Consider the following 24,169-nt stretch of genomic DNA (forward strand, 5'->3'; position numbering starts at 1 on the left):
AAGTTCGACAGGCCGACAGTTCGCTTGTAGAGATGACCTAAATGCACATTCTCATCGTAGAAGACGAATCCCATCTCGCCGAAGGCCTTCGATACAATCTCGACGCCGAAGGTTATTCGACCGATATTGCCGAGGACGCGGAGACTGCGCTTGAAAAATTACGCGGCGAAAAATTCGACGCGGTGATCCTCGACGTGATGCTGCCCGGCATGAGCGGTTTCGATGCGGTTCGTGAAATGAGAGAAAAAGGGGACACCACGCCTGTGCTGATGCTGACGGCACGCGGCCGGCCCGAAGACATCCTCGAAGGCCTAGACGCCGGTGCCGACGATTATCTGCCTAAACCCTTTGATCTCAACGTATTTCTCGCACGCACACGCGCTCTGCTGCGCCGTATGAATTGGAACGAAGCTCCATCTGCACCTGCCGCTGCTCCTGTCTCAGTGAACGGCCGTCTGATAGACACCGCCGAGCTGACGATCACGCACGGCACTGAGGTTTACCGCCTGACGCTGATGGAATCGCGGCTGCTCGAATATCTGATCGCCGCGGAGGGCCGCATCGTTTCGCGTTCTGAGATATTGGAGCACGTGTGGCAGCTAGCCGAAGACACCGACACGCGTGCCATAGACAATTTCATCGTACGGCTGCGCCGTTATTTGGAAGATGACCCCGCAAACCCGGCCGTCGTCCTCACCGTCCGCGGCATCGGCTACAGATTTGTTTTTGCGGAAGGTTCTGACTGACTGCGTCTACCGATCACTCGTATCTTTTCACGCCATTTTTGGTGCAGTTCAAAACGCCAGATCTCGATCTCAGGTGCGACAGACCTCATAAAGAATTCCGTATCCGAATGAAAGCCCAACGCAGGAGCGGCGAGGTATATGACCGCCGGTTTGTCGGCGATGTCGCGGCCGTCGAAAAGGTCGGCCTCGGCCAACACACCGCGACGGCGTTGGAGTTCGATCTTTCGCCAATAATCAACGACTTGCAGGATCGCGTCGCGGTCCGGCTTTGCCTTGACCTCAACAACGACCAGCCGCCCGTCATTGCGAAGAGCGAGCAGGTCGATCTTGTCATTCGATGAGCGGAACTGATTGTAGATCGGCGCCGGGATCAGGTTGCCGTCGAGCAGCTTGATGTCGCGGCGAAGGATGGATTCGAGCCACGCTTCGGGTGACGCCTGATAGTAAGCGTGACGCTTGTTCGGGCTGCTTGCCGTGCGATACAGACGCAGTTGTTCGACCTCCTCGTCAAATTGTTCGCGATTTCGCTCGTCGAGAAGCTGCATACGCCGGCCCGTCCCGAACCAAACCTTTTCCTCGCCCGATACTCGGCGGATGCGTGCGAACGGCATCCCGTTGAACCGCAGCGTCTCGCCGTTTCGCGAAAACACGATGTCGATAGCTTCAGGTGCTTTTGAAATTGTCGCGGCGGCGCTCTCGCTCGGTCTCGTTTCTTTGGGCAGAACAAGAGCGCGTGCCTTTTCACGCCATAGGCCGGAAATATTCAGCTTTGGAAGCTCGTTGACCTCAGGCGGCTCGGTCTTTCGGGTGACCTTATTTACGGAAATGATCTGCCGCCATCGCGGCGATAACAACGCGTGCAGCTTTTGCAGCAGATGAGCCCTGCGGCCTTCGGAGATGACGTGGACGAGGGCAACGGGCTTCTTTCTGTGAGCGAGCGTTTTCTCAAACCAAACCATTGCCGAGCCCATCAACGCTTCATGAGTGAGTTCACCCGTCACGTCGTAAGCCGCAGCGATCCGCAAATGATGATCGCGGAATATCACCTGAGCAATACGCCCACCGGGCACATTCAGCCGGACGCTTTCGATCGTAACCGCAGGTGAATTGTTGAGTATTTCGGCGATCTCATTCGCTTTTTCAAGCCTCGCCGCTTCGACCGCCGCCGAAGTCTCCGCCGCCTGCGTCCGCGGTATCAAACGAAGCAATTGCTGATCCCGGCCGAATGCTCCGGCCACATCCACAATTATTTCCGTGCCTTGTTCATTCCAGCCGTTCAGCCGCCAGGTGTTGTAACCCGTCTCATTCGGGAAAGAAAACAGCGTCTTGCTGCCGTTCTGAGTGATATCTATCTCTTCCGAGAGTAGCGGAAACACCCGCCCGTTCTCACGCACCAAAAGCCACTCGCGGCGTGATGCGATCAGTATTGTGATCTCGTCCGAACTCACCATTCGACGTTTTCTGCGAAATATTGGATCATGCCCGCTGCCCAGTCGTCGTAGCCTTGTTCTGACGGATGGACGCCGTCTGAGAAAAAGCCTTCCTCGCGCACCACGACAGGCTGCGGGAAATAATGAACATTTTCACGAAGCTTTGTGAATTCGCGTGCGTTTTGGTCGTGCATTTGCGATAGCTGCCACAGCAATTGGCGCGAAGGCGGCGGCACGGCCCACGCGTATTTGATCATCGGGCAATTCGCCATGAAAATGCGCGACGCGGGGCTGTTCTCGCGCAATCGGTCGATCAGTTCGAGCATATCCCGGCGAAACCTCGTGGGCGGCGACAGCTTTATCACGTCGTTGCCCGCTACGGCGATCAGTATGTATTCGTAATCCGAACGCGGTATCAGCGGCAGCAGTTCGTTGATGGTCCGACGCGCCGTTACGCCCGCACGCCCGACGGCGTCCCAGCTTACACGTCTTTCGATCTGCCGCGACAAATGGTGAGCAAAACGCCCCGCAAGCGCGAGTTCCTGCGTGCTTGCTCCGAGCCCGGCGACCGTCGATTCGCCGATCACAAGCAAAGATGTCTCTTCGCCTTCGCCCGCGACTCCGGAATTTGGCTCCGCAGCGTCCGGCAGCAGGCCGATCTTCCAACGAGCTACCTTGCCCTGAATAAAGAGCAGAGGGGCCAACGGTGCTACGGCGGCCGCACCCAGCCAAAAACGCGTTTCCAATCGCCGCACTAGTTTGTCCTGCTTGTCCGTCATCTCGCTTATGCTAAAATTTAGGCACTCCGATGCGTTTGTCAAACCCGCTCGCCTGCCCACTCATTATCGCGGTCGCTGCTGTAATGTTCACGTCGTGCAATTCTGCCCCGGCGGGCAACGACAACACCATCACGCTGACCGAAGAAGCACCTCAGCATTTCCCTTTCGCGGTTCGCGAGCCCGAGGTTTATTCATGTGAAGCATTTCTGACGGCGGGCGAAACCATAAGACGTTGGGGAATCGCGAAAAGCGGCGACCGTATGCGTTACGATCATTATGAAGGCGATACGCCGACGGTGAGCGAGATCATTGCGGACAGGCGTTATATCATCGATCACCGCCGCCGTGTGTATGCAGAGGTTACGGGCGGAGGGCTGAAAGATTCATCGCCTGCGGGCCCGCCGCCGCTGTTTCTGATGGGTGCCGAATATGTGAGATATCGCGACGCCGGCACCGAAGGCGGCCTAAAAAAATACGTGGCAGAAACAGGCGGCGAACAGGTTGCTTTGTTTTTCGACGAGGAAAAGCGGCTCGTCGTCCGACAGGAATTTTTCACGACGGAGGACAGCGAAGGCTCACGGCGAACCACGGCAATATTCGAGCTTCGCAATTTGAGACTGGAGGCAGATGAAGCTCTGTTCCAACTGCCGGCGGGCTATCGCACAGTACCGCTCGCTAATATCGATACGCGGCCGAAAGGCTCCGTTACAAAATGACATTTATGCAGCACGATGAACTTCCCGAAGGTGCGTTCAACATAGCAACGCACGCGCTTTCACTGGTGCCGGTGGCAAAGACGTTCGGTTTTGAACTGCGCGAACTACGCCGCGGTGAGGCAGTGTTGGCTATGCCGATGCGCGACGATATGCGGCAGCTCGGCGGCGTGCTGCATGGCGGCATCACCGCCACGCTGATAGATACGGCGATGGCGTTTGCCATCAGGACGATCGTGCCGCTTGACGAAGCGACAGCTACCATCGATCTAACCATTCACTATCTGCGGCCGCATACAGAGGGCGAAATTCTCTGCACCGCAACGGTCGTTCGTCCCGGAAAACGCATCATCACCGTTTCGGCCGAGGTCCACAACGCTGAGGGCAAAGCCATTGCGACTGCTCTATCGACCTATACGCGGCTGTAAAGCATGGAAGAACTGAGATACTTCGCCGGATACCTGCGACCATACCGCGCTTATGTCGCGGCGGGCATCACGTGTATCTTGGCGTCGATGTTTTTCAGCCTGTCGATACCGTGGATGATCGGCCAAGCGGTCGATGATCTGACCGCCGGCGTTACTCGCGATAAGGTCATCTACTATCCGTTGGCGATCCTTGGGCTCAGCATTTCAAGCGGGATCTTCCTCTTTCTTCAGCGTCGGCTGCTCATAAATGCATCGCGTCATATCGAATTTGATATGCGCGAGGATTTTTACGCTGCTCTCATTAACCAGCCGCTCGAGTATTTTCAAAAGACGCGCGTAGGCGACCTGATGGCGCGTGCGACAAATGACCTCGCGGCGATCCGCCAGATCGTCGGGCCGATGATCCTCTACAGTTTTCAGGCGGTTTTCGCTCTTTGCATCGCACTTCCGATAATGCTCGGCATCTCGGTAAAGCTGACGCTGCTGCTGCTCATCCCGATGCCGCTCGTTTCGCTGACGGTGAAAACTCTGGGTGCGCAGGTACACAAACGTTTTGAGAAACTGCAGGAATTCTTTTCCGACATTACGGCACGTGCGCAGGAGAACCTGACAGGTGTCCGCGTGATACGCGCCTATGCACGCGAAGAGACCGAGATCGCCGAATTTGAAAAACTGAACCGCCAATACGCCTCGCAGGCACTGCGGCTGGTGCGTTATTCGGCGGCGATGCGGCCGCTGCTTTTCTTTTTTATAGGGCTTGGATTCGTGCTGATCGTCGCGGTCGGCGTGCCGATGGCGGTCGAGGGCGAGATCACGGCGGGCGATTTCACGGCATTTATGCTGTATCTGCAGCGGATGATCTGGTACCTGATCGCGCTCGGATACGTCGTCAATCTCTACCAACGCGGCACCGCATCGCTAAAGCGTTTTCGCGAAGTGCTCAGCGTCGTTCCCACGATCCGCGATGACGAAAACGCACGCCCGCAACCCGATATCCGCGGCGAGATAGAGTTTCGCGGTCTGAATTTCGTATACAGGTCAGAACCGCCTGCGGTAGCGGGCGGTTTAACGCCGGCATCGGCGAATGAAAGCAGCCCGGATCAACGTCCTTCTCAACCACCCGCTACCGCAGGTGGTTCTGACAGGATCGTTCTTCGCGATATTGACCTACACATCTTGCCCGGTTCTACCGTCGCATTCGTCGGCAAAACAGGAAGCGGGAAATCGACCTTGGTAAGCCTCGTACCGCGTTTGCTCGATGCGTCGGACGACAGCGTGCTGATCGACGGCGTTCCCGTCAGGAGCTATCCGTTAGAGCAATTGCGCAAAGCGATCGGCTTCGTGCAGCAGGAAACCTTTCTTTTCAGCGACACTATCGCCGCGAACATCGCATTCGGAGTCGAGAGTGGAGAGTTGAGAGTAGAGAGTCAGGAGAAAAAGCCGAACTCTCAACTCTCAACTCTGAACTCTCAACTCACAGTAGAGGAGGCTGCAGAGATCGCGGGACTCGCGGGCGACATCGCCGAATTTCCGAACGGCTACGAACAGCTCGTCGGTGAACGCGGTATCACTCTTTCAGGCGGTCAGAAACAGCGGACCGCGATAGCTCGTGCGGTGATGCGCGATCCGAAGATACTTATCCTCGACGACGCTCTATCCGCCGTTGACACATACACGGAAGAGACGATATTAAAAAACCTGCGTAACGTCCGCCGCGGGCGAACGACTCTGATCGTCTCGCACCGCGTTTCCACGATAAAGGACGCCGATATGATCTGCGTGCTCAACGAAGGCCGCATAACCGAACGCGGCACTCACGACGAACTGCTCGCCGCGGGCGGGGAATACGCCGAACTTTACAGAAGGCAATTACTGGAGGAGGAAATAGATGCAACAGAATAACGATAAGCGGATAAACCCGGACAGTGCACTACAGACAATGATGGTGATCTGGTTCGCGCTGTTGATGTCACAGTTCATATTGGTCGGCTTCGCGTATTTCGTTAAACCGGAATTGTTAGATCTTTCCAGCGCCGAACTGCTGCCGGCAGAAAGCGCGCTTATGATCGCGGTTTTCGTAGTATTGTCGATCTCGATCTTGGCGGTGTCGCTGTTTTTGAGGAAGACTTTCCTGGCACGATCAGTTGCTGAGCAGAGTGTTCATCTCGTCCAGACGGCGATGATCGTGGGCGTCGCGTTGTCCGAATCCGTAGTTCTGTTCGGGCTGCTGTTGGCATTGGTCGCAGGCTACAAATACTTTTTCCTTTTCGGGATTGTCGGTGTGATCGGCGTGCTGATACATCGCCCGACGAAAAAGGCCGTGCTCGACGCAACATACAAAAATTAAAAAAACGAGGCTGCCCGAAAAGGGCAGCCTCGCGTGAGTTTTATATTATTTTTGATCTAGTTCAGGGTCGATATGCTGACGGTACGCCGTCCGAATTTACGAGCTTCGGAACAGCTGGGCATCCAGATATCTATCTTGTTGCCCTTTATCTTGCCTCCCGTATCTGATACCAGATACGTTCCGCTGTAACCGCCGCCTTCTACTGCGACTGTCGAACCGAGCCTCAAAACTCTCGGATCGGCTGCGATGATGCCGCGGCGAACGCCGTGTCCCATCGCTGTCTTTCCCTGCAGGCAGTATGCCGTGGCCGAAAATTTGCCTTTGCTTACGCCTGCCGCTTTCGATGAACCCGTTTTCTTTACGAGTTTCTTATCCTTGTCCTGAACTTCAGTATTATTACTAACCGAATTATTAACTTGATTATTAACTACTACTTCGTTTTGCGAATCGTTCGCTATAATGAGGTCTTTTTCCGTCGAGGTCTGTGCGATGATGATGACCATCATCATGCCCAGAAGCCCGAGGACGAAACCTCCTCTAACGAGACTTCTCATTCCTTATTCTCCTTTTCAATCCGTCCCGCTCTCCGTGCGTTCCCGAAAACTGGTTCCGAAAACTGCGGCTGCCGTAGGAGAAGCTCATCGCTTTTCACGCGGCGAAACAATTGTCGGCCGGCGAGTTCCGGCCTGTTTTCGAGCCACGGCGGCGCGAAACATACCTTTTAACCTAGCGCGCCAAAACTGATGTGTCCAACGTGTTAACGAGCCCAAAATTGGCATATTCGTGCAATTACCGCATTCTAAAGGGCTTATCAGGCCTCATTTTTTTGCCTAAAATTAGACTTTCAGGCATCGTTTCGGGTATATTTCAATTCATTCGCCGCGTATAACGGCGCCATACCGGCAGGACCAATATGAGAGAAAGACGTCAGGGAACACGCTACGCTGTCTCGTTTCCGATCCGCGTAAAGTGGAAGGATCCGAGCGGGCAAGAGGTCGTTCAGGAAGGCCTGACGGAGAATGTGGGCTTGCACGGAACTCTCATTTATCTGCCGCGAGCCCTTCCTTTGGTTGGCGGCAAGGTCAATCTGACGGTCACCGAAAACCCGAAAGATGAGGTGTCTGTTACCGCCGAGGTAATACGCCTCGAGCGCAATGCCGCTCATCCGCAGGCCGCCCTAATGCTGCTGGACAACCTGCGCGTATGGAAAAAGAAGGTGTGGGAATATGCGGGCGTCTTGATCGCCCAGGAAGAGCCCGAGGACATCGACGACTGGTAAACTGCCGTCCTTCTTCCTGATCCTAAGTTATGAAAATTCTCGTTCTTGGCGCCGGCCGTATGGGCCACGGCGCGGTACACGACCTTGTCCACAATTCTCCCGGCGTCGAACTGGTAACGGTCGCTGACGTTGACCTGAAAAAAGCCGAGGATATCGCCGAAGCCGTTGGCACGCCGCGCGTTGACGCTCATCACGTCGACGCTGCAAATTCTTCTGACGTGGCCGCGCTAATGCGGGGGCACGATGCGGTCATCTCGTGTGTTAATTATTGGTACAACGTCTCGCTTTCACGTGCGGCGATCGAGGCAAGTGCGAGCTTTTGCGATCTGGGCGGCAACAATTACATCGTTGACGAACAGCTTGCACTCGACGACCAAGCTCGCGACGCCGGTATCAGCATCATTCCCGATTGCGGCTTGGCACCGGGAATGGTGTCGATCCTTGCGATGCACGGAGCGGCGGAGTTTGACTCTGTTGACGAGATACACATCCGCGTCGGCGGCCTGCCGCAGGATCCGAAGCCGCCGCTCGATTATCAGCTCGTCTTCTCCGTAGAAGGGCTGATAAATGAATACGTTGAGGTCGCCCGGGTCATACGCAACGGCGAGATCACCGAGGTTCCCTCGATGACCGAGGTCGAGCAATTGGAATTTGACGGATTCCCTCCGCTGGAGGCATTTCAGACAAGCGGCGGTACATCGACGCTGCCGGATTCTTTCCTCGGCAAGATAAAGGAACTTGATTACAAGACGATCCGCTACGCGGGCCACTGCGAGAAATTCAAAACAATGATCGACCTAGGCCTCTGTTCCAGTGAAGAGATCGTGGCCAATTACCAGAAGGTTGTCCCGCGAAAGGTCTTCGGCGAACTGCTGACGCGGAATCTGCCCGCTGACGGACCCGATTACGTTCTTGTCAGGTTGGACTTCGCGGGAACGAAAGACGGTGCTGAAAAGAAGCTCCGTTACGACATTGTGGACAAGCAGGACGAGGCAACGGGGCTATCTGCAATGATGCGGACGACGGCGTTTCCTGCGTCGATCATCGCTCAAATGATGGCGAAAGGCGACGTTCTTTCCCGCGGTGCCCTGCCGCAGGAAAAGGCCATCGATCCGCAGAGATTCGTTGATGAGCTGACCCGCCGCGGCATTGTGCTGACGATCCGCTGAGTCGGCATCTCTTGCGGCATTTTGCCAATAGGAATAAACTTGTTTCGTTCCACAAATTGGCCGCACCTCGGCACAAGCGATATAAATGAAAGCCTATAACGACATCACAGCACTTATCGGCCGGACGCCCCTCGTCCGCATCAATCACCTTACACGCGAACACAAGATCAAGGCACAGGTTTATGCCAAGATGGAAAGCCTAAATCCCGGCTATTCCGTCAAGGACCGCATCGGCATTTCGATGATCGACTGGGCCGAACGCGAAGGCGTGCTGAAAAAAGGCGGCACCCTGATCGAGGCGACCAGCGGGAATACAGGCATCGGGATGGCGTTGACCGCGGCAGTGCGGGGATATAAATGTATCTTTGTGCTGACGGACAAGGTTTCGGTCGAGAAGATGCGTTATCTGAAAGCACTCGGCGCAGATATCGTGGTCTGCCCCGCCGCCGCAAAGCACGGCACACCCGATCACTACGTTGAGACTGCAAAACGCATCGCACAGGAAACACCCAATTCTTTCTATCCCGACCAGTACAATCATCCCGCAAATCCTGAGGCACATTACCGCACGACCGGCCCCGAATTATGGGAAGACACGGACGGCAAGATAACGCACTTTGTAGCCAGCATCGGTACCGGCGGTACGATCAGCGGTACGGGACGTTATCTGAAAGAGCAGAACCCGAAGATCAAGATCATCGGAGCCGACCCTTACGGCTCGATATTCAAGACCTATAAAGAATCCGGCAAGGTGCCCGAAGCGACGCCTTATCTTGTAGAAGGCATCGGCCAATCGCTTCCCGTAGGCAACGCCGACCTTAAGATAATTGACGAGATAATCAACATTACCGACCGCGAGTCTTTCGACCTTGCACGCCAGCTTTCGCGGCGAGAAGGCATTTTCTGCGGCGGATCGACGGGGACGAATTTTGCCGGTGCTTTGCGGGTAGCCAAAGACCTTGATGAAGACGCGGTCGTCGTCTTTATCGTGTGCGATACGGGCGAACATTATCTGACGAAATTCCATTCAGACGAATGGATGAAGGAAAAACTCCTGCTGGAACCGCAACGCATCACTGCAGGGTTGATCGCAGAGACCAAAAATGGGACATCTCCGCAAGAACTGGTTTTCGTAACACCCGACGATACTGTCAGCGACGCTCTGGACAAGATGAATGCTAACGGCATAACGCAGCTTCCCGTTCTGGACGGACACGAGTCCGTCGGCAGCCTTCGGGAGAGCCAGGTGCTGACCAAACTACTTGCTAACCGCGAACTGTTGAACGCTAAGGTCAGCGAAGTGATGGATAAGAGCTTTCCGGTGGTCGATGTGGATACGAGCATTAACGAGATCAAATCGAAGCTTGTCCGCTCGCCCGCGGTCCTGATCGAAGATTTCAAACGGATCACCGGTATCTTGACCAGAGGCGACGTTCTGGAAATTCATCGATGACGGATGAGAAACAGCAACCCGACAACGAAAACGGCTGGGTGATGCCCGAGCCGGTGTTTCGATCGTCAAAAGGCTACGACCCGCGAAAAGGTATTGACGGCCCGGAAGAGGATATCCCGACGGACGTTGCCGACAAAGACCTGGACGAGGCAGACACCGGCGAGCTTCCCACAGCGGATGAAAAGCAGCACGTTCGCCCCAAAACCCGCGCAAAGAAAAAAGGCGGATGCCTAAGCACCGTGGCCTTCTTCGTCGGGATAATCTGCCTCAGCCTCGCCATCATTCTAGGGGCGTTGCTTTACTTCTTGTATTTCTACGTTCCGCCCGAAGGCGGTACATTTTAGCTCCTAAGGCCGCGTCATTGCCTCAGGAACGACCCACTCGTCAAACTGATCTGCGGTCAACAGTTCCAACTCAAGAGCCGCTTCCTTTAATGAAGTGCCGTTCTTGTGCGCGTGTTTGGCTATCTTGGCCGCATTGTCATAGCCGATGTGCTGATTTAGCGCCGTCACGAGCATCAGCGAATCGCTCAAGTAACGCTCGATCTGTTCGCGGTTAAGTTCGATTCCGGCGATGCAGTAATCGACAAATCCGTGACAAGCATCGTGGATCAACCGGACGGAATGCAGGTAGTTGTGGATCATCACGGGCTTGAAAACATTCAGTTCGAAGTTTCCCTGTGAGCCCGCAAACCCGATCGCCGCGTCATTTCCCATCACCTGAACGGCCACCATCGTCATCGCTTCGCTCTGCGTCGGATTGACCTTGCCGGGCATTATCGACGAGCCCGGCTCGTTTTCCGGCAGTGTGATCTCGCCGATTCCGCACCGCGGTCCCGATGCCAGCCAACGTATATCGTTGGCGATCTTCATCAGCGATGCGGCCAGCGTTTTCAATGCTCCGGAAGCAAAGACGACCTCGTCATGAGCCGATAATGCCGCGAATTTGTCAGGATGAGCCCTAAATGGCAACCCTGTTAATTCGGCGATCTTTGCCGCGGCACGGTCGGCAAATTCGGGATGCGAATTCAGCCCTGTTCCCACGGCCGTACCGCCGATCGCAAGGTCCATTAGTCCGGGCAGCACCATCTCGAGCCGCTCGATGTCACGATCGATCAGGTTCGCCCAGCCGCCAAATTCCTGACTTACAAGTACGGGCGTTGCGTCCTGCAGATGCGTGCGGCCGATCTTTACGACGCCGTCGAATTCTTTCGCCTTTGCCTTGATCGCAGCCGAAACTTTCTTGAGTTCAGGAATTAGAGCCGTCGTGCGTTCGGCCGCAGCGATATACATCGCCGTCGGGAAAGTATCATTCGACGACTGCGACTTATTTACATCGTCATTCGGGTGAATAGGAGATTTCGAGCCCATCTCGCCGCCGGCTATCTCAATAGCGCGGTTCGAAATGACCTCGTTCGCGTTCATGTTGGTCTGCGTGCCCGAGCCGGTCTGCCAGACGCGGAGCGGAAAATGCGAGTCCAACTTGCCTTCGATAACCTCATCGGCGGCCTGCGAGATGAGTTTCATCTTATCCTCGGGCAGCTTCCCGAGTTCATGATTGGTCATCGCCGCGGCTTTCTTCAAAATGCCGAGCGCGCGTATCACCTCACGCGGCATCACATCAAAACCGATGTTGAAATGCTTTAGCGAACGCTGCGTTTGCGCTCCCCAATAAACATCGGCGGGCACCTCTATCTCGCCCATCGAATCTGTCTCAATGCGTGTTCTGACTGCGGTTTCTGCTGCTTCTGACATAGAGTGATTTCCTCAGTTCCTTTTACCAATTCTATATGACCGCGACCCAACCAAAAAATCCTTATCGCAACTCAGCGTATAGAAATGCATCGCGAATCGGGCTAACATAGAAACAGTCGGAGAAGGTGCAATCAATGAAAGTTTTGATCGCGTATGACGGTTCGGATTGTTCGGAAGCTGCCATAGATGACCTGCGGGCGGCAGGTTTGCCGCCGACCGGTGAGGCAGTTGTGGTTTCCGTCGCCGAGGTTTGGCTGCCGCCGAAAAACGGCGAGGATACGGTACTCGATCCGTATCTTGAATCGCTGCTTGCCGAGATGCGGCAAAAAAGCGAGGACGCCTTACGCGAAGCCGAGCAAATGGCTGAACGCGGCCGTGAACGAGTTTCCGTCGCCTTGCCCGGCTGGAATGTACGCAGCGAAGCGACCTACGGATCGCCAGCTTGGGAGATATTGAACAAAGCTGAAGCCCTCGATACCGATCTGATAGTGATCGGTTCGCATGGCTACGGCTTAGTGAACCGTTTTCTCTTGGGCAGCATCTCGCAAAAGGTAATGACCGAAGCGAGGTGTTCCGTCCGTGTTGCCCGCGGGAAAGTCGAGGTGGAACCGGCACCTATCCGCATCGCGGTCGGCTTTGATATGTCTCAGGGAGCCGAGCGGTGCATAGAATCCATCGCCGCCCGTACGTGGCCGGAAGGAACAGAGGTGCGACTTGTCGCTGTCGTCGATCCTGTGTTCCCGACGCCGATCGGCCGTTTTGTTCCCGCGGCAAGGCAGGCGGCGGAACAGATAAACGAAAACGAGCGAAAACTGATAGAAGACGTAGCTGCACGCGCAACCGATAAACTGAAAGCGGCAGGCGTTTCCTCAGAGCTTGTGATCCTCACGGGAAACCCGAAGAGCCGAATCGTTGACGATGCAGAATATTGGAGAGCCGACACTATATTCGTAGGTGCGAATGCCTACGGAAGCAGGTTCGAGAGATTTATAATGGGCAGCACGTCTGCCGCAGTAGCGGCCAGGGCGTCTTGTACGGTCGAGGTCGTACGAGCAAAATAGTTATCAGTTGATGACGCTCAGGTCCTCCGGCCTGTTGAGGTTTGCAAAAAGAGAATCTGCCGACGGCAGGTGCCTAAACTCGGAAAAATCGACGATCCTTACTTTCAGCTCCCGTATCATATCCATTACCGCGGGCGTCCGGCCGGTCGGCAACCTTTCGATCACGACAAGGCAATTTTTCGGGCGAAAGACGGCACACACCTGCTGCGAAGACCCTGCCCGATCCAGAGGGATCGCTGCGTCGGCATCGCCTTCCGCCTCGATCTTTTCGAGCAATATCCTGAAAACCTCAGCACTTACATTCGGCATATCGCAAGGCAGGATAGCTGCATATTCGGCGGTACAATGGCGCAATGCTGTGTAAATACCGGCCATTGCAGCACGGCCAACCACCGCAAAAGGCGTCTCAAGATCGATCAGATGCTGTGCGTCCGAAAAGCCGCTTTCTCCGCCGACCGTGAAGACCTCGTCGCAAAATTCATTTAGCGTGTTGACCGCCTTTTGGGCAAGTGTCTGCCCTGACATAACGATCGCGGCCTTGTCGCGGCCCATACGCCGCGAGGCACCGCCGGTTAAAACAAATCCCTGAATGCGCATCGATCGCCGTTAAAAAGTATAAACGGCTCCAAGATTAACATGGTTCGAGGTGCGTCTGCCGCTGAGTGTCCAATGCGTGTTGAATCCTCGATACTCAAACCCTACCGAGAACTGCGGCGTTACCTTATAGATCGCATCGAAAGCCCATGCGAGATTTCTCCGCCGCAGATCGCGTGGAACCAACGTGACAAGGTCGCGATCGTCAGGATCGTCGATGCCTGCGGAACCGTATAAGGACAGTCGATCTTTCGCGACAGGCGGTGTGAAACCGAGCTGTGCCCAACCGCCGCGGGAACGTATGCCTCGAACGCCCGCCGCGACCAGTGTGCTGCCCTGCAGAGTCGCAAATTCGGTGTTGTAGCCCTGGAAAACACCTCCTTGAAAGCCTGCCAGATTCTTGCCTTTGAACGCCTCGCCGACCAGAACGACGCGCCGCGAAAGCGGAATGTTCCAGTCCGCAGCAATGCCGGTTGAATCGACGTCATACCGTGCTAGCGGAGTTCCGCTGTAAACACGCGACCTGCCGTAATGAGCGGAAACGCCTATCGTGCCCGGCTTTCCGGTCGCGAGGAAGTTGCCTTCAGAGAATGCGATACGGCCTTGAAAGAATGGAACTCGGGAAACCGAACCGGAATTCGGCTGCAGGAAAAATGCCGATGCAGCAGCAGAGTCGCCCGTCTGCGGTGCGAGAACGGCACCCTGAACCCGGACGTTCTTGCCGAGCCTGTGATCGGCCTTGAATTGCGGCATCCGGCCCCAATTGTTTCCTGCGGCGGCAAGCTGAGGTATCGCGGCGGCGGCAAGCGATGTGGGATTTTGGGGTGCGAAGACCATCCAATCCTGTCCGACAGTGAATGATGTTTTTTCGCGGTCGATCTTCATGTATGCCAACCGGAGCCGAACGATGCCGAAATTCTCTCCGATGCCGATCGCGGGAAATCCGCCGAAAAAGTCGGTTTCGATGACCGCTCCCAAACGCGAATCACCTATGCGGGCACCTTCCAGACGCAGGCCGAGCCGGGTCTGCCGCACACTCGCTCCGGCATTGCCTCGACCTGTTGGCGTGGCAAACAGCGGCACGTCCGAGTTGTTCGTCGCTCCGCTGTTGTTGAACGCATTCACATAAATAGAACCATACGGCGTGATGCGCGCGCTGCCGACGTCAATTCCTAACTCTTTCTTCTTTTCGGGCTCCGGAACCGCTGCCTTGGAAACCGCCGGCTCTTTCATATCGGTGCCAACCTCAGCCGGTGTTGTTTTTTTCGTGTCCTTAATTTTGTTTATCTCATCACTCAAAGCACGGAGCTGAGATTCGAGTTCAGTGACCCTTTTTTGCAATTTCTCCAGATCTGCCGCTTCTCCGGTCTGACCAAGCGACAGAACCGCACCGGAAACCATCATAAGTACGACACAGACCAATTTTTGAAATGACATAGCGACCTCGCCGGGGACCAAACCCCTTCATGAACCATTCTTTGCTTAATATTGTGTTACTTTTATGATGTGCATCATAAATGACCGCGATCCTCGAAAACATAAGTGAATCCACACGCAGTGCGATCATCTCTGCGGGGCACACAAGAACTTTCAACGCGAATGCCGAAGTTTTCGCAGAGGGTGAAAAGGCGGACTTTCTGCCGATCGTGGTTACCGGCCGTATCAAGATGGTTCGCTATCCCGAGCCGGGCAAAGAAATAATAATCGGAATGTTCGGTGCGGGCGAGATCTTTGCTATACCGCCTGCTCTCGACGGCAAACGATTTCCTGCATCTGCGATCGCGATGGAGGACAGCCGGCTGTTGCTGCTGCCGCGGGATAAATTCCTTGCTCTGAAAGACAGATTTCCCGAGTTTTCGTCCCTTATATTAGAAAAAATGTGCGGATTGCTGCGCGAGCGTTCGGAGACGATACAGATCCTTGCGACCTCATCGGCTGAACAGCGCGTCGCCGCCACACTTTTGAAACTGGCCGGCGATATACCGCCGAACGGTGTCAAGAAGATCACACACCGCCGCCAAGACATCGCTGAAATGTCGGGGTTGACCATCGAATCAACGATAAGGAGCATCCGCAGGATGGCGAAGAACGGCCTGTTTGAGATCGTCCACGGAAAAATACACATCAGCGATACCGAGCCGCTCCGCAGATTCATCCGATGAGTTTGTGATCGGCATCATATTTTGTCGACGCTTTCGGGAATAGATTTTATTCGGTTGCGGAGGCACACGCTATGAAGTTACGAATAAAAGGAAATTCCATAAGACTGAGAATGACGCGATCGGAAGTAGACGCCTTGGCTTCAGAAGGATCGGTCGAAGAACGCACAATGTTCGGACCTTTGGACGAGGATGTATTTTCCTATCGAATTGAAATAGGCGATGGCAATATCGTTGCTGCGGGCTTTAGCGGCGGCAGGATGACGGTGACTGTGCCTGCGGCGATCGCGGACGAATGGGCGGCGGCCGATCAACTCGGTTTCAGCGGACGGCAGATGCTCGCGGACGGCAGTGTGCTGGATATTTTGGTTGAAAAGGACCTAACGTGCCTGAAACCCCGTGACGGCGAGGACGAATCAGATAACTTTCCAAATCCCGATCTAAAAAACTCCTGCTGAATTTTGCCAAGATGACCTTGATCATATTTTTAGGCCGCCGGCCCTGAGAAAATTTTTCTCGAAGTCAGGAGAACTTCGGGGGAAAACTTTATGCATTCATACCAAACGAGAACCATTCGAGAGATCGCACTCGAAGCACCGGTCACAACGCGCGTTTTTGAGCAGTTTAAGATCGACTATTGCTGTCACGGCGACACGCCGTTTGATGAGGCCTGCGTCAATGCCGGCACAACACCGGACGTTGTGATCGAAAAGATCGAAAACGTTTTGAGCGAAGGCCGAAAGACCGGCGACGAACGATTCACGGAAATGCCGCTCAGGGAATTGATCACGCATATCCTAGACACGCACCACGTTTTCACACGCAGCGAAATGCAGCAATTGATGCCTCTGATGGCAAAGGTCGCACGCCGCCACGGCGAACACTACCAATACCTGATCGAGATGGAGCACACATTCAATTCGCTTTGCGACGAACTGTGGCCGCATATGGAGAAAGAGGAAAAGGTGCTGTTCCCATACATCGAAGACCTCGAGCGCAGTATTGAACACGGACGTCCCGGAATATTTCCGCCATTCGGCACGGTCGAGCATCCTGTCAGAATGATGATGTCCGAACATGAGCTGGCCGGCGAGCTGCTAGCCAAATTGCGTGAACTTTCGGAGGACTACACGCTGCCCGAAGGTGCGTGTCCGAGTTTCACGGCACTCTATCACCGGCTCGAAGCATTTGAAAAGGACCTGCATCAGCATATACATCTGGAAAACAATCTCGTGTTTCCAAAGGCGGCCGAACTGGAACGTCGTGTTTTCGCGACAGCGGCCGTGTAGGTATCCTATGGAAATGACTGCTGCAGCTGTCAACACGAGAGAAGTCCGCAGCGTCAAGGCCAAACAAGTAGCTCTGCCCGTCGAGCACGGCGGGTGGAGCTTTCTGTTTGAACCTATCGTCGCGGGCCTTGCGATCTCGTTCTCGATGGGCGGAGTTTGGATCGCAGTGATGATCGTCGGTGCGTTCCTGCTGCGTCGTCCGCTGTCGGTTTGGGCGATGCAGGCCGTGGCCGGCAGGCAAAACGAATTTAGGTCATTATCTGCCAAATATGCGGCCGGCTACGCACTTGTCCTTGCAGCAGGTGCTGTCGGGATCTTGTTGACCGTGAATTTCTCGGCACTATTGCCGCTCATCATTCTGCCGCCGCTTGCCGTCTTTCAGCTACACAGCGATGTATATCGGCAAAATCGGCAAATGCTGCCGGAAATCGCCGGTGCTCTGGCAATGTCGGCATCGGCTGCGGCGATCATTCTCGCCGGCGGCGGTGAATGGCAGCTTGCGGCAGCGGTGTGGTTCTTCCTGGCGGCCAGGCTGACAACGTCGATCCTGTATGTCAGGAATCGGCTCAGCGTGGAAAAAAGCAAGCCGTTCACCTATTGGCCTGCGGTGACAGCGCACACCGTTGCATTGGTTTTGACGGCAGCGTTGGCGGCATTTGGCAAACTGCCATTTCTGACGATCCCGGCGATGGCGGTGCTGCTTTTCAGGGCATCGGTCGGCCTTTCGCGTTACCGCAAACCGACGAAGGCGATGAAGATCGGCGTAATCGAGGTCGTGCTGGGAATTGTTTCGCTTGCCGCACTTATCGTCGGATATCATTGGGGCATTTGAACGGTCACCAATTTCGCCTTTTAGGGCTACAATCAAACCATGCATGAGATCGATCTGAACCTCATTGAAATGACGCTCGACGTGATGAAATTCGCGATCGGCCGTATTACCGACACAGATCCTGTTCTTGGAAAACCAAAGACCGAAAAAGAACTGAAGTCGCTGGTCGGCGAGACCGTAACTCCTAAAGGCATCGGCGGCGAGACCGCATTCAAGCTGTTTCGCGACGTGCTGATCAAGGCAAGCATTCCCATTGACCATCCTCGACATCTTGCATTCGTGCCGGCGTCGCCGACGCGGTCAGCGGTGATGTTCGACCTCGTTACATCTGCCGCAAGCGTCCACGGCGCGTTCTGGCTCGAGGGTGCGGGCTGCATCTTTGCCGAAAATGAAGCGATGCGTTGGCTCGTGTCGCTGGCCGGAATGCCTGAGGGTGCGTTCGGCGTTTTCACCAGCGGCGGCACCGAAGCAAACCTTTCCGCCATGGTCACCGCTCGCGAGGCTTGGCGTGCAGAGGACGCGTCGCGGGCGACCACGCGGGGCATCATCATCACATCGGCGGGCGCACATTCGTCCGTAAAGGCAATGGCGAAGGTGATCGACTGCGACATCGAACGCGTGGACACAGAAGAAAGATTTGAACGCGAGATGCTGGAGGCTCACGTCGCGGCGATGCCTGCCGAAGACCGTGAGCGGCTGTTCGCGGTCGTTGCCACGGCCGGCACGACCAATGCCGGTATCATCGACGACCTGAAAGGCATCGGCGGCTACTGCCGCGACAACGAGATATGGTTTCACGTCGATGCAGCATACGGCGGCGGAGCGTTGGCCGCACCGAGTGTCCGGCATCTTTTCAATGGCATCGAGCTTGCAGACAGCGTCACTATCGACCCGCATAAGTGGCTTTTCTCGCCGTACGACTGCGGTGCCGTGATCTACCGCGAACCTGAACTCGCAAAAAATGCACATTCGCAGGGCGGTTCATATCTCGATATCTTTTACGACGAAGGTTACAAAGGCTTCAATCCCGCTGACTATCAGATACAGTTGACACGTCGCGTCCGCGGGTTGCCTCTATGGTTCTCATTGGCCATGCACGGCACTGACCGCTATGCAAAAGCCATCGAACGCGGCATCGAGTTGGCAAAGATAGCGGGGCGTCTGATCGACGAAGATCCTTATCTGGAACTCGTTCGCAAACCGAGCCTTTCGTGCGTCCTGTTTCGGCGAGTCGGTTGGAAACCTGAGGACTATACTCATTGGACCATCAAAAATCACGATGCAGGCTTTGCACTTGTCGCCCCGACAAAATGGCGGACGAACGGCGAGCATGAGACGGTCGCTAGGTTCTGCTTCATTAACCCCGACACTACTACGCGTGACATAGAGGATATACTGTTGACGATGCGCACCTGATCGAACTTTCGCCGGTGCGGAGACGATGTCGATGCCGGAAAGCGACAAAGAAGATGGACCCATGACGAGCGCTGACGATGCAGTGTTCAAGGTTCGCGGCGTGTCAAAGGTCTATCGCATGGGCGACGTTGATGTGCATGCCCTTCGGTCGGTCGATCTGGACCTTTACCGAGGCGAGCTCGTCGTATTGCTGGGTGCTTCAGGCAGCGGCAAATCCACTCTCCTGAATATCATCGGCGGCCTTGACGTCCCGACCGAAGGAACCGTGATCTATCAGGATCACGTTCTTACAACGGCTAACGACGCGGAGCTGACACGCTTTCGCCGGGAACATGTCGGCTTTGTTTTTCAATTCTATAACCTCATTCCCAGTCTGACAGCTATCGAAAACGTAAGGCTGATCACAGAGATCTCCGAAGATCCGATGCCGGCAGAAAAGGCTCTCGAGATGGTCGGCTTGGCAGATCGCAAGGACCATTTCCCGGCGCAATTGTCAGGCGGCGAGCAGCAGCGGGTCGCAATAGCGAGGGCGATCGCGAAGCAGCCCGATGTTCTCTTGTGCGACGAACCGACAGGAGCTCTCGACGTGAAGACAGGCAAACTCGTACTCGAAGCGATAAGGCATATCAATCTGGAGCTTGGAACGACAACGGCCGTGATCACCCACAACGCCGCCATTGCCGCTATGGCAGACCGCGTCATTCATATCGGCAGCGGCGAAATAGTTTCTATCGAAAAGAATGAGGTTCGGGCGAATCCTGCCGACCTTGTTTGGTGAATAATGAAAGCCCTCGATCTGAAAATGCTGCGCGACCTATGGCACCTGCGGGGCCAGGCGATAACGACAGCGTTGGTCGTCGCCTGCGGCGTGGCCACGTTCGTGGCGATGCGGAGCACTTACGATTCGCTGCTGGCGAGCCGCGACGGCTATTACGCACATTTCAAATTCGCAGACGTATTCGCGTCGCTCAAGAGCGCTCCGGAATCGGTACGATCTCGCATCGCTGCCATCGAGGGCGTCACCGCGGTGGAGACGCGCGTCGTCGCGACAGTCACGATTGACCTGCCCGACGTCAGGGAGCCTGTTCAGGGACGTGTTGTTTCCGTGTCAGAGACCGACCCAAATCCGCTGAACGGGCTCTATCTGCAGCGGGGCCGAGCCTTGGAACCGGGCCATGAGAATGAGGTGGTCATCAGCGGCGCATTTGCCGATGCTAACGGCCTGCGGCCCGGAGACCACCTGAGCGCCGTTTTGAACGGACGTCTTAGAAAGTTGTTTATCGCAGGGATCGCTCTTTCGCCTGAGTTCATTTATGAGATACGGCCGGGCGACATCTTTCCTGACAATCGCCGTTTCGGCATCCTCTGGATGAACCGCAAGGCCGCCGGCTCGCTTTTCCAACTTGATAATGCATTCAACGACGTCGTGCTTACGCTCGGGCCGTCGGCTGTCGAGGCCGACGTTATTCAGAAGCTCGACAGCATTTTGGAGCCATACGGCGGCTTTGGCGCATATACGAGAATCGACCAATATTCACACCGTTTTGTCTCGAATGAGCTGGCGGAGCTGCAGGTTTTCGGTACGTTCATTCCTGCGGTTTTCCTTGGCGTGACCGCATTTCTGCTGCATCTGGTGCTTTCGCGGTTGGTGAATGTGGAACGCGAACAGATCGGACTTTTGAAATCATTCGGCTATCGCGACCGCGACGTCGGCCTGCATTATCTGAAACTTGCCGTTTTGGCCGTTGCCGGCGGCATAGTGATCGGCATCGGGCTCGGTGCGTGGCTCGGAACGGGCATGGCGGCATTGTACGGCCAGTACTTCCATTTTCCGGTGCTCGATTATTCGGTCTCGCTCAAGGTCATCGCATATTCAGTTCTTATCAGCATTGGTGCCGCATCGGCGGGAGCCGTTTCCGCGGTTATCAAGGCCGTTTCGCTGCCGCCCGCCGAAGCGATGCGGCCCGAAACGCCGCCGAATTTTCACGCCGGTTTTCTTGAGACCGCGGGATTCAGGGAACTGCTTTCGGCAAGGTCGCGAATGGTCGTGCGGAACATCATTCGAAGGCCGTTGAAAGCATTTCTGTCATCGCTGGGTATATCGCTTTCGGTCGCGCTTCTCTTCATCGGATTTTACTTTTTCGACGCGATCTACAGGATAATCGACATTCAGTTCGGTCAGATCCAACGCGAAGACGTCGAGGTCACCTTTGTCGAACCGCGATCCGGCCTGTCGGTTTATGACCTTGCGTCGCTGCCGGGCGTCATCAGGGTCGAGCCGTATCGGGTTGTTCCGGCGATACTGCGCAATGGCAATCGGTCGCGGAGGGTCGGCATCAGCGGAGCGTCGAACGACAATGAGCTTCGACGGATCATCGACCGTGATTTTCGCCGTGTCAATCTGCCGCCCGAAGGCATAGTTTTAGGCAAGACCATTGCAGATTCATTGGGTGCCGTAAAAGGTGACAGGATATCGGTCGAGGTCACGGAAGGGTCGCGGCCGAAAAAAGAAGTCGTAATTTCCGATATTGCTGATGAGCTGCTCGGCATGGGCGTTTATATGGAGTTGTCCGCCCTTAATAGGCTGATGAACGAACAGAACACAGTTTCAGGCGCATTTCTCTCGATCGAAAATGATAAGAAAGACGCGGTTTACAAACGCCTGAAAACAACGCCGTCGGTGGCGGGCGTCGCGATGCCGGAATCAACTCTTTCGAGTTTCAATGAGACGATGGCACGTACCATCGGGACATCGACCACATTTTTGATAGGTTTTGCCTGCGTAATTGCGTTCGGTGTAGTTTATAACGGAGCACGTATCGCCCTTGCCGAACGCGGGCGTGAGCTGGCCTCGCTTCGTGTACTTGGCTATAGGCAAGACGAAGTGGGCAGGCTTCTGCTGGAGGAGCAGGCGATACTGACCACATTTGCGATACCGCTCGGATTCGCCATCGGGCTTGGCATCTGTGTGATAATTACCCAAGTGGTCGATGCGGAGATCATACGGCTGCCGATCGTGTTTTCCGTTCGGACCTTTTTGTTTTCCGGGCTGATAGTGGCGGCCGCTGCGATACTCTCCGGAATTTTGGTCGCACGCCGTATCGGGAACATGGATCTGATAGCCGTGCTGAAAACCCGCGAGTGAATCGATGAAAATGCCAAAGCGAAGAACGATCTACATCGCCGCCGGAGCGTTGCTGTTCCTGATCGTGGTGTATTTCGGCTTTATTCGCTCTGATGCGGTCACGGTCGAAACGGGCTCCGTTTCACGCGGCGAGATGATGTCCACCATCGACGCCGAAGGCCGAGTAAGATATCACGAACGCTTTGTCGTTACTGCTCCTATTTCCGGCAAGATGTACCGCATTCAACTGCACGAGGGCGACCGCGTTCCGAAAGGTTACGTTCTGACCCGTATCGATCCGTCTCCGCCAAGGCCTACCGATCCGACGCGCTCCCCGGAGCCCAATGTTTACGCCTATGCCTACAACGTTTACGTGCCGGAGAACGGTATTCTCACCAAAATATTCGTTCAGAGCGAAGGCATGGTGCAGGCAGGCGCTCAGCTTGCTGAGGTAAGCAAACCGTCCCAGCTTGAGGTCGTAGCGGACATACTGTCAACAGATGCTGCAAAGGCGCGGCCGCATATGCGCGTTTTGGTCGAGAATTGGGGCGGCAACGGCACGCTCGAAGCAAGGATCAGGACGATAGAACCGCAGGCATTTACCAAGGTCTCATCGCTGGGCGTCGAAGAACAACGCGTAAACGTCATCGCCGATTTTGATGTACCGCCGAATAACATCGGCGACAATTATAAGGCAGACATTCGCATCGTGCTGTGGGAGGGCAAGGACGTGCTCCGCGTGCCGATGAGCGCTCTGTTCAAGACAGGCGATGATTGGCAGGTCTTTGTCGTGTCGGGATCAAAAGCCCGTACCCGCACCGTTCAGATCGGGCAAAGATCGACTCTATACGCCGAGGTGCTCGGCGGGCTTGATGACGGCGACACCGTTGTTCTGTATCCGCCAAAGGACCTGACGGACAGATCAAGGGTCAAGTCGAATTAGGGAACTTCTCCCGCGACCGAACATGTAAAATTATCCGATTCGACCTGTTGTATCACGGGCAGCGGGGTACGTGCGGCGTCTGGGTCCTTTCCCGCCAGATCGAACAGCGACTTGCCGGCCAAAGCGAGATATTCGATACCTGAGAACTCCAACGATGCGGCAAGTTTTTCCGCGTATTTCGTAATGTGATCGGCAACAAATCGTTCCGCTGTCTCGGACGCGACAGCCGCGGCCTCGGCGTCGCCGTTCGCGATGGCAAATGCGGATTTGAGCTTCAGATAAGCGATAAAGCCGGCCTCGACGGCGACGTGATCCGGCACATCGGGAGTTTTTGGTTTGTAAGCGAACGCGTCGTAAAAAGCGGAGAGTTCGGCCAAAAGATATCCCGGCTGAACCCAACTACGGTAAGTTACCTCACGCGGCGGGGCCGGGCCGCCGGGGCCGAATGTCGCATGATACAGGCCCTCGCCGGCCTCGAATTGAGCGCTCGTCGCCGCCTTTTTGAGGTCTTTATCACCGACCTCAGACGCAAGGTCCGCTACCTCACGCTTCCATTCTTCCGACGGGCATTCGAAAAGAAGCGCCGTCATGCGCCACTGTGCGGCCTCACGAAGCAGTCTGTTCTCTTCTCGTTTCTGCATATTGTACCTCGC

The 24,169-nt window shown here is 55.3% G+C and carries 25 protein-coding genes; 18 read left to right on the top strand and 7 right to left on the bottom strand.

Annotation, left to right across the window (positions count from 1 at the left end; genetic code table 11):
• The first annotated feature begins 41 nt into the window (after positions 1-41).
• A complete protein-coding gene (locus IPM50_08035) occupies positions 42-746 on the top strand; it encodes a response regulator transcription factor (GenBank protein ID QQS31636.1) in 705 nt (234 codons plus the stop codon).
• Here IPM50_08035 and IPM50_08040 read toward each other — a convergent pair.
• Both IPM50_08040 and IPM50_08045 read right to left on the bottom strand, forming a co-directional pair.
• Positions 713-2,197 (bottom strand): hypothetical protein, encoded by a 1,485-nt coding sequence (locus IPM50_08040; GenBank protein QQS31637.1) that lies wholly within the window; start codon positions 2,195-2,197, stop codon positions 713-715. The genes IPM50_08035 and IPM50_08040 overlap by 34 nt on opposite strands.
• Complete coding sequence (locus IPM50_08045; GenBank protein ID QQS31638.1) at positions 2,191-2,955, bottom strand: SGNH/GDSL hydrolase family protein; 765 nt, start codon at positions 2,953-2,955, stop codon at positions 2,191-2,193. Before IPM50_08045 ends, IPM50_08040 begins: the two co-directional genes overlap by 7 nt.
• Positions 2,956-2,984: 29 nt before the next feature.
• Here IPM50_08045 and IPM50_08050 point away from each other — a divergent pair, with 29 nt between their 5' ends.
• Genes IPM50_08050 through IPM50_08065 form a run of 4 tightly spaced genes read left to right on the top strand, consistent with a single transcriptional unit; the run spans position 2,985 to position 6,443 of the window.
• Positions 2,985-3,671, top strand: coding sequence for a hypothetical protein (locus IPM50_08050; GenBank protein ID QQS31639.1), 687 nt, complete (start codon positions 2,985-2,987; stop codon positions 3,669-3,671).
• Between the two features lie 5 nt (positions 3,672-3,676).
• Positions 3,677-4,096 carry a PaaI family thioesterase gene (locus IPM50_08055; protein QQS31640.1) on the top strand — a complete coding sequence of 140 codons (420 nt, stop codon included), beginning with the start codon at positions 3,677-3,679 and terminating at the stop codon, positions 4,094-4,096.
• Between the two features lie 3 nt (positions 4,097-4,099).
• Entirely contained in the window at positions 4,100-5,998 is a 1,899-nt protein-coding gene (locus IPM50_08060) for an ABC transporter ATP-binding protein (GenBank protein ID QQS31641.1), read from the top strand.
• Positions 5,985-6,443 (top strand): hypothetical protein, encoded by a 459-nt coding sequence (locus tag IPM50_08065; GenBank protein QQS31642.1) that lies wholly within the window; start codon positions 5,985-5,987, stop codon positions 6,441-6,443. The genes IPM50_08060 and IPM50_08065 overlap by 14 nt, the downstream gene beginning before the upstream one ends.
• A gap of 56 nt (positions 6,444-6,499) precedes the next feature.
• Here the strand turns inward: IPM50_08065 and IPM50_08070 are convergent, their stop codons facing one another.
• On the bottom strand, positions 6,500-6,997 hold the full coding sequence (locus IPM50_08070) for a 3D domain-containing protein (protein QQS31643.1): 498 nt from the start codon (positions 6,995-6,997) through the stop codon (positions 6,500-6,502).
• A 359-nt stretch (positions 6,998-7,356) separates the two neighbouring features.
• Here IPM50_08070 and IPM50_08075 point away from each other — a divergent pair, with 359 nt between their 5' ends.
• From IPM50_08075 to IPM50_08090, 4 genes are all read left to right on the top strand, one after another.
• On the top strand, positions 7,357-7,722 hold the full coding sequence (locus tag IPM50_08075; GenBank protein ID QQS31644.1) for a PilZ domain-containing protein: 366 nt from the start codon (positions 7,357-7,359) through the stop codon (positions 7,720-7,722).
• A 29-nt stretch (positions 7,723-7,751) separates the two neighbouring features.
• Positions 7,752-8,891 (top strand): saccharopine dehydrogenase NADP-binding domain-containing protein, encoded by a 1,140-nt coding sequence (locus tag IPM50_08080; GenBank protein ID QQS31645.1) that lies wholly within the window; start codon positions 7,752-7,754, stop codon positions 8,889-8,891.
• Positions 8,892-8,976: 85 nt separating this feature from the next.
• Positions 8,977-10,344 carry a pyridoxal-phosphate dependent enzyme gene (locus tag IPM50_08085; protein QQS31646.1) on the top strand — a complete coding sequence of 456 codons (1,368 nt, stop codon included), beginning with the start codon at positions 8,977-8,979 and terminating at the stop codon, positions 10,342-10,344.
• Positions 10,341-10,688: a hypothetical protein gene (locus tag IPM50_08090; GenBank protein ID QQS31647.1), complete on the top strand. Its 348-nt coding sequence runs from the start codon at positions 10,341-10,343 to the stop codon at positions 10,686-10,688. The genes IPM50_08085 and IPM50_08090 overlap by 4 nt, the downstream gene beginning before the upstream one ends.
• Before the next feature lie 3 nt (positions 10,689-10,691).
• On the opposite strand, the gene fumC is transcribed toward IPM50_08090, so the two are convergent.
• On the bottom strand, positions 10,692-12,098 hold the full coding sequence (fumC, locus tag IPM50_08095) for a class II fumarate hydratase (protein ID QQS31648.1): 1,407 nt from the start codon (positions 12,096-12,098) through the stop codon (positions 10,692-10,694).
• A gap of 134 nt (positions 12,099-12,232) precedes the next feature.
• On the opposite strand from fumC, the gene IPM50_08100 reads away from it, so the two are divergent.
• A complete protein-coding gene (locus tag IPM50_08100; protein QQS31649.1) occupies positions 12,233-13,159 on the top strand; it encodes a universal stress protein in 927 nt (308 codons plus the stop codon).
• A gap of 3 nt (positions 13,160-13,162) precedes the next feature.
• Here the strand turns inward: IPM50_08100 and IPM50_08105 are convergent, their stop codons facing one another.
• Both IPM50_08105 and IPM50_08110 read right to left on the bottom strand, forming a co-directional pair.
• Complete coding sequence (locus IPM50_08105) at positions 13,163-13,756, bottom strand: molybdenum cofactor guanylyltransferase (protein QQS31650.1); 594 nt, start codon at positions 13,754-13,756, stop codon at positions 13,163-13,165.
• Positions 13,757-13,765: 9 nt separating this feature from the next.
• Complete coding sequence (locus IPM50_08110; GenBank protein ID QQS31651.1) at positions 13,766-15,190, bottom strand: hypothetical protein; 1,425 nt, start codon at positions 15,188-15,190, stop codon at positions 13,766-13,768.
• A gap of 80 nt (positions 15,191-15,270) precedes the next feature.
• Here IPM50_08110 and IPM50_08115 point away from each other — a divergent pair, with 80 nt between their 5' ends.
• The 8 genes from IPM50_08115 (at position 15,271) to IPM50_08150 (ending at position 23,516) form a co-directional block, all read left to right on the top strand.
• Positions 15,271-15,915, top strand: coding sequence for a Crp/Fnr family transcriptional regulator (locus IPM50_08115; protein ID QQS31652.1), 645 nt, complete (start codon positions 15,271-15,273; stop codon positions 15,913-15,915).
• 71 nt (positions 15,916-15,986) lie between these two features.
• Positions 15,987-16,370: a hypothetical protein gene (locus IPM50_08120; protein QQS31653.1), complete on the top strand. Its 384-nt coding sequence runs from the start codon at positions 15,987-15,989 to the stop codon at positions 16,368-16,370.
• Between the two features lie 90 nt (positions 16,371-16,460).
• The gene (ric, locus tag IPM50_08125; protein QQS31654.1) at positions 16,461-17,201 is read left to right on the top strand and encodes an iron-sulfur cluster repair di-iron protein; all 741 of its coding nucleotides are present in this window, start codon (positions 16,461-16,463) and stop codon (positions 17,199-17,201) included.
• Between the two features lie 13 nt (positions 17,202-17,214).
• On the top strand, positions 17,215-18,033 hold the full coding sequence (locus IPM50_08130; protein QQS31655.1) for a YwiC-like family protein: 819 nt from the start codon (positions 17,215-17,217) through the stop codon (positions 18,031-18,033).
• 39 nt (positions 18,034-18,072) lie between these two features.
• Positions 18,073-19,449 carry an aminotransferase class V-fold PLP-dependent enzyme gene (locus tag IPM50_08135; protein QQS31656.1) on the top strand — a complete coding sequence of 459 codons (1,377 nt, stop codon included), beginning with the start codon at positions 18,073-18,075 and terminating at the stop codon, positions 19,447-19,449.
• Between the two features lie 25 nt (positions 19,450-19,474).
• Positions 19,475-20,227: an ABC transporter ATP-binding protein gene (locus tag IPM50_08140; GenBank protein ID QQS31657.1), complete on the top strand. Its 753-nt coding sequence runs from the start codon at positions 19,475-19,477 to the stop codon at positions 20,225-20,227.
• 3 nt (positions 20,228-20,230) lie between these two features.
• Positions 20,231-22,594, top strand: a complete 2,364-nt coding sequence (locus IPM50_08145; protein QQS31658.1) for an FtsX-like permease family protein — start codon at positions 20,231-20,233, stop codon at positions 22,592-22,594.
• A 10-nt stretch (positions 22,595-22,604) separates the two neighbouring features.
• Entirely contained in the window at positions 22,605-23,516 is a 912-nt protein-coding gene (locus IPM50_08150; GenBank protein ID QQS31659.1) for an efflux RND transporter periplasmic adaptor subunit, read from the top strand.
• Here the strand turns inward: IPM50_08150 and IPM50_08155 are convergent.
• Positions 23,513-24,157: a molecular chaperone TorD family protein gene (locus IPM50_08155; protein ID QQS31660.1), complete on the bottom strand. Its 645-nt coding sequence runs from the start codon at positions 24,155-24,157 to the stop codon at positions 23,513-23,515. The genes IPM50_08150 and IPM50_08155 overlap by 4 nt on opposite strands.
• Positions 24,158-24,169 lie beyond the last annotated feature (12 nt).

This window comes from Acidobacteriota bacterium (genome assembly GCA_016700075.1).
Lineage (GTDB): Bacteria > Acidobacteriota > Blastocatellia > Pyrinomonadales > Pyrinomonadaceae > OLB17.

Excerpts from the sequence above, each read along its gene's own strand:
- IPM50_08035 (QQS31636.1), top strand. The coding sequence starts at position 42 with ATGCACATTCTCATCGTAGAAGACGAATCCCATCTCGCCGAAGGCCTT.
- IPM50_08040 (QQS31637.1), bottom strand. The coding sequence starts at position 2,197 with ATGGTGAGTTCGGACGAGATCACAATACTGATCGCATCACGCCGCGAG.
- IPM50_08045 (QQS31638.1), bottom strand. The coding sequence starts at position 2,955 with ATGACGGACAAGCAGGACAAACTAGTGCGGCGATTGGAAACGCGTTTT.
- IPM50_08050 (QQS31639.1), top strand. The coding sequence starts at position 2,985 with ATGCGTTTGTCAAACCCGCTCGCCTGCCCACTCATTATCGCGGTCGCT.
- IPM50_08055 (QQS31640.1), top strand. The coding sequence starts at position 3,677 with ATGCAGCACGATGAACTTCCCGAAGGTGCGTTCAACATAGCAACGCAC.
- IPM50_08060 (QQS31641.1), top strand. The coding sequence starts at position 4,100 with ATGGAAGAACTGAGATACTTCGCCGGATACCTGCGACCATACCGCGCT.
- IPM50_08065 (QQS31642.1), top strand. The coding sequence starts at position 5,985 with ATGCAACAGAATAACGATAAGCGGATAAACCCGGACAGTGCACTACAG.
- IPM50_08070 (QQS31643.1), bottom strand. The coding sequence starts at position 6,997 with ATGAGAAGTCTCGTTAGAGGAGGTTTCGTCCTCGGGCTTCTGGGCATG.
- IPM50_08075 (QQS31644.1), top strand. The coding sequence starts at position 7,357 with ATGAGAGAAAGACGTCAGGGAACACGCTACGCTGTCTCGTTTCCGATC.
- IPM50_08080 (QQS31645.1), top strand. The coding sequence starts at position 7,752 with ATGAAAATTCTCGTTCTTGGCGCCGGCCGTATGGGCCACGGCGCGGTA.
- IPM50_08085 (QQS31646.1), top strand. The coding sequence starts at position 8,977 with ATGAAAGCCTATAACGACATCACAGCACTTATCGGCCGGACGCCCCTC.
- IPM50_08090 (QQS31647.1), top strand. The coding sequence starts at position 10,341 with ATGACGGATGAGAAACAGCAACCCGACAACGAAAACGGCTGGGTGATG.
- fumC (QQS31648.1), bottom strand. The coding sequence starts at position 12,098 with ATGTCAGAAGCAGCAGAAACCGCAGTCAGAACACGCATTGAGACAGAT.
- IPM50_08100 (QQS31649.1), top strand. The coding sequence starts at position 12,233 with ATGAAAGTTTTGATCGCGTATGACGGTTCGGATTGTTCGGAAGCTGCC.
- IPM50_08105 (QQS31650.1), bottom strand. The coding sequence starts at position 13,756 with ATGCGCATTCAGGGATTTGTTTTAACCGGCGGTGCCTCGCGGCGTATG.
- IPM50_08110 (QQS31651.1), bottom strand. The coding sequence starts at position 15,190 with ATGTCATTTCAAAAATTGGTCTGTGTCGTACTTATGATGGTTTCCGGT.
- IPM50_08115 (QQS31652.1), top strand. The coding sequence starts at position 15,271 with ATGACCGCGATCCTCGAAAACATAAGTGAATCCACACGCAGTGCGATC.
- IPM50_08120 (QQS31653.1), top strand. The coding sequence starts at position 15,987 with ATGAAGTTACGAATAAAAGGAAATTCCATAAGACTGAGAATGACGCGA.
- ric (QQS31654.1), top strand. The coding sequence starts at position 16,461 with ATGCATTCATACCAAACGAGAACCATTCGAGAGATCGCACTCGAAGCA.
- IPM50_08130 (QQS31655.1), top strand. The coding sequence starts at position 17,215 with ATGACTGCTGCAGCTGTCAACACGAGAGAAGTCCGCAGCGTCAAGGCC.
- IPM50_08135 (QQS31656.1), top strand. The coding sequence starts at position 18,073 with ATGCATGAGATCGATCTGAACCTCATTGAAATGACGCTCGACGTGATG.
- IPM50_08140 (QQS31657.1), top strand. The coding sequence starts at position 19,475 with ATGTCGATGCCGGAAAGCGACAAAGAAGATGGACCCATGACGAGCGCT.
- IPM50_08145 (QQS31658.1), top strand. The coding sequence starts at position 20,231 with ATGAAAGCCCTCGATCTGAAAATGCTGCGCGACCTATGGCACCTGCGG.
- IPM50_08150 (QQS31659.1), top strand. The coding sequence starts at position 22,605 with ATGCCAAAGCGAAGAACGATCTACATCGCCGCCGGAGCGTTGCTGTTC.
- IPM50_08155 (QQS31660.1), bottom strand. The coding sequence starts at position 24,157 with ATGCAGAAACGAGAAGAGAACAGACTGCTTCGTGAGGCCGCACAGTGG.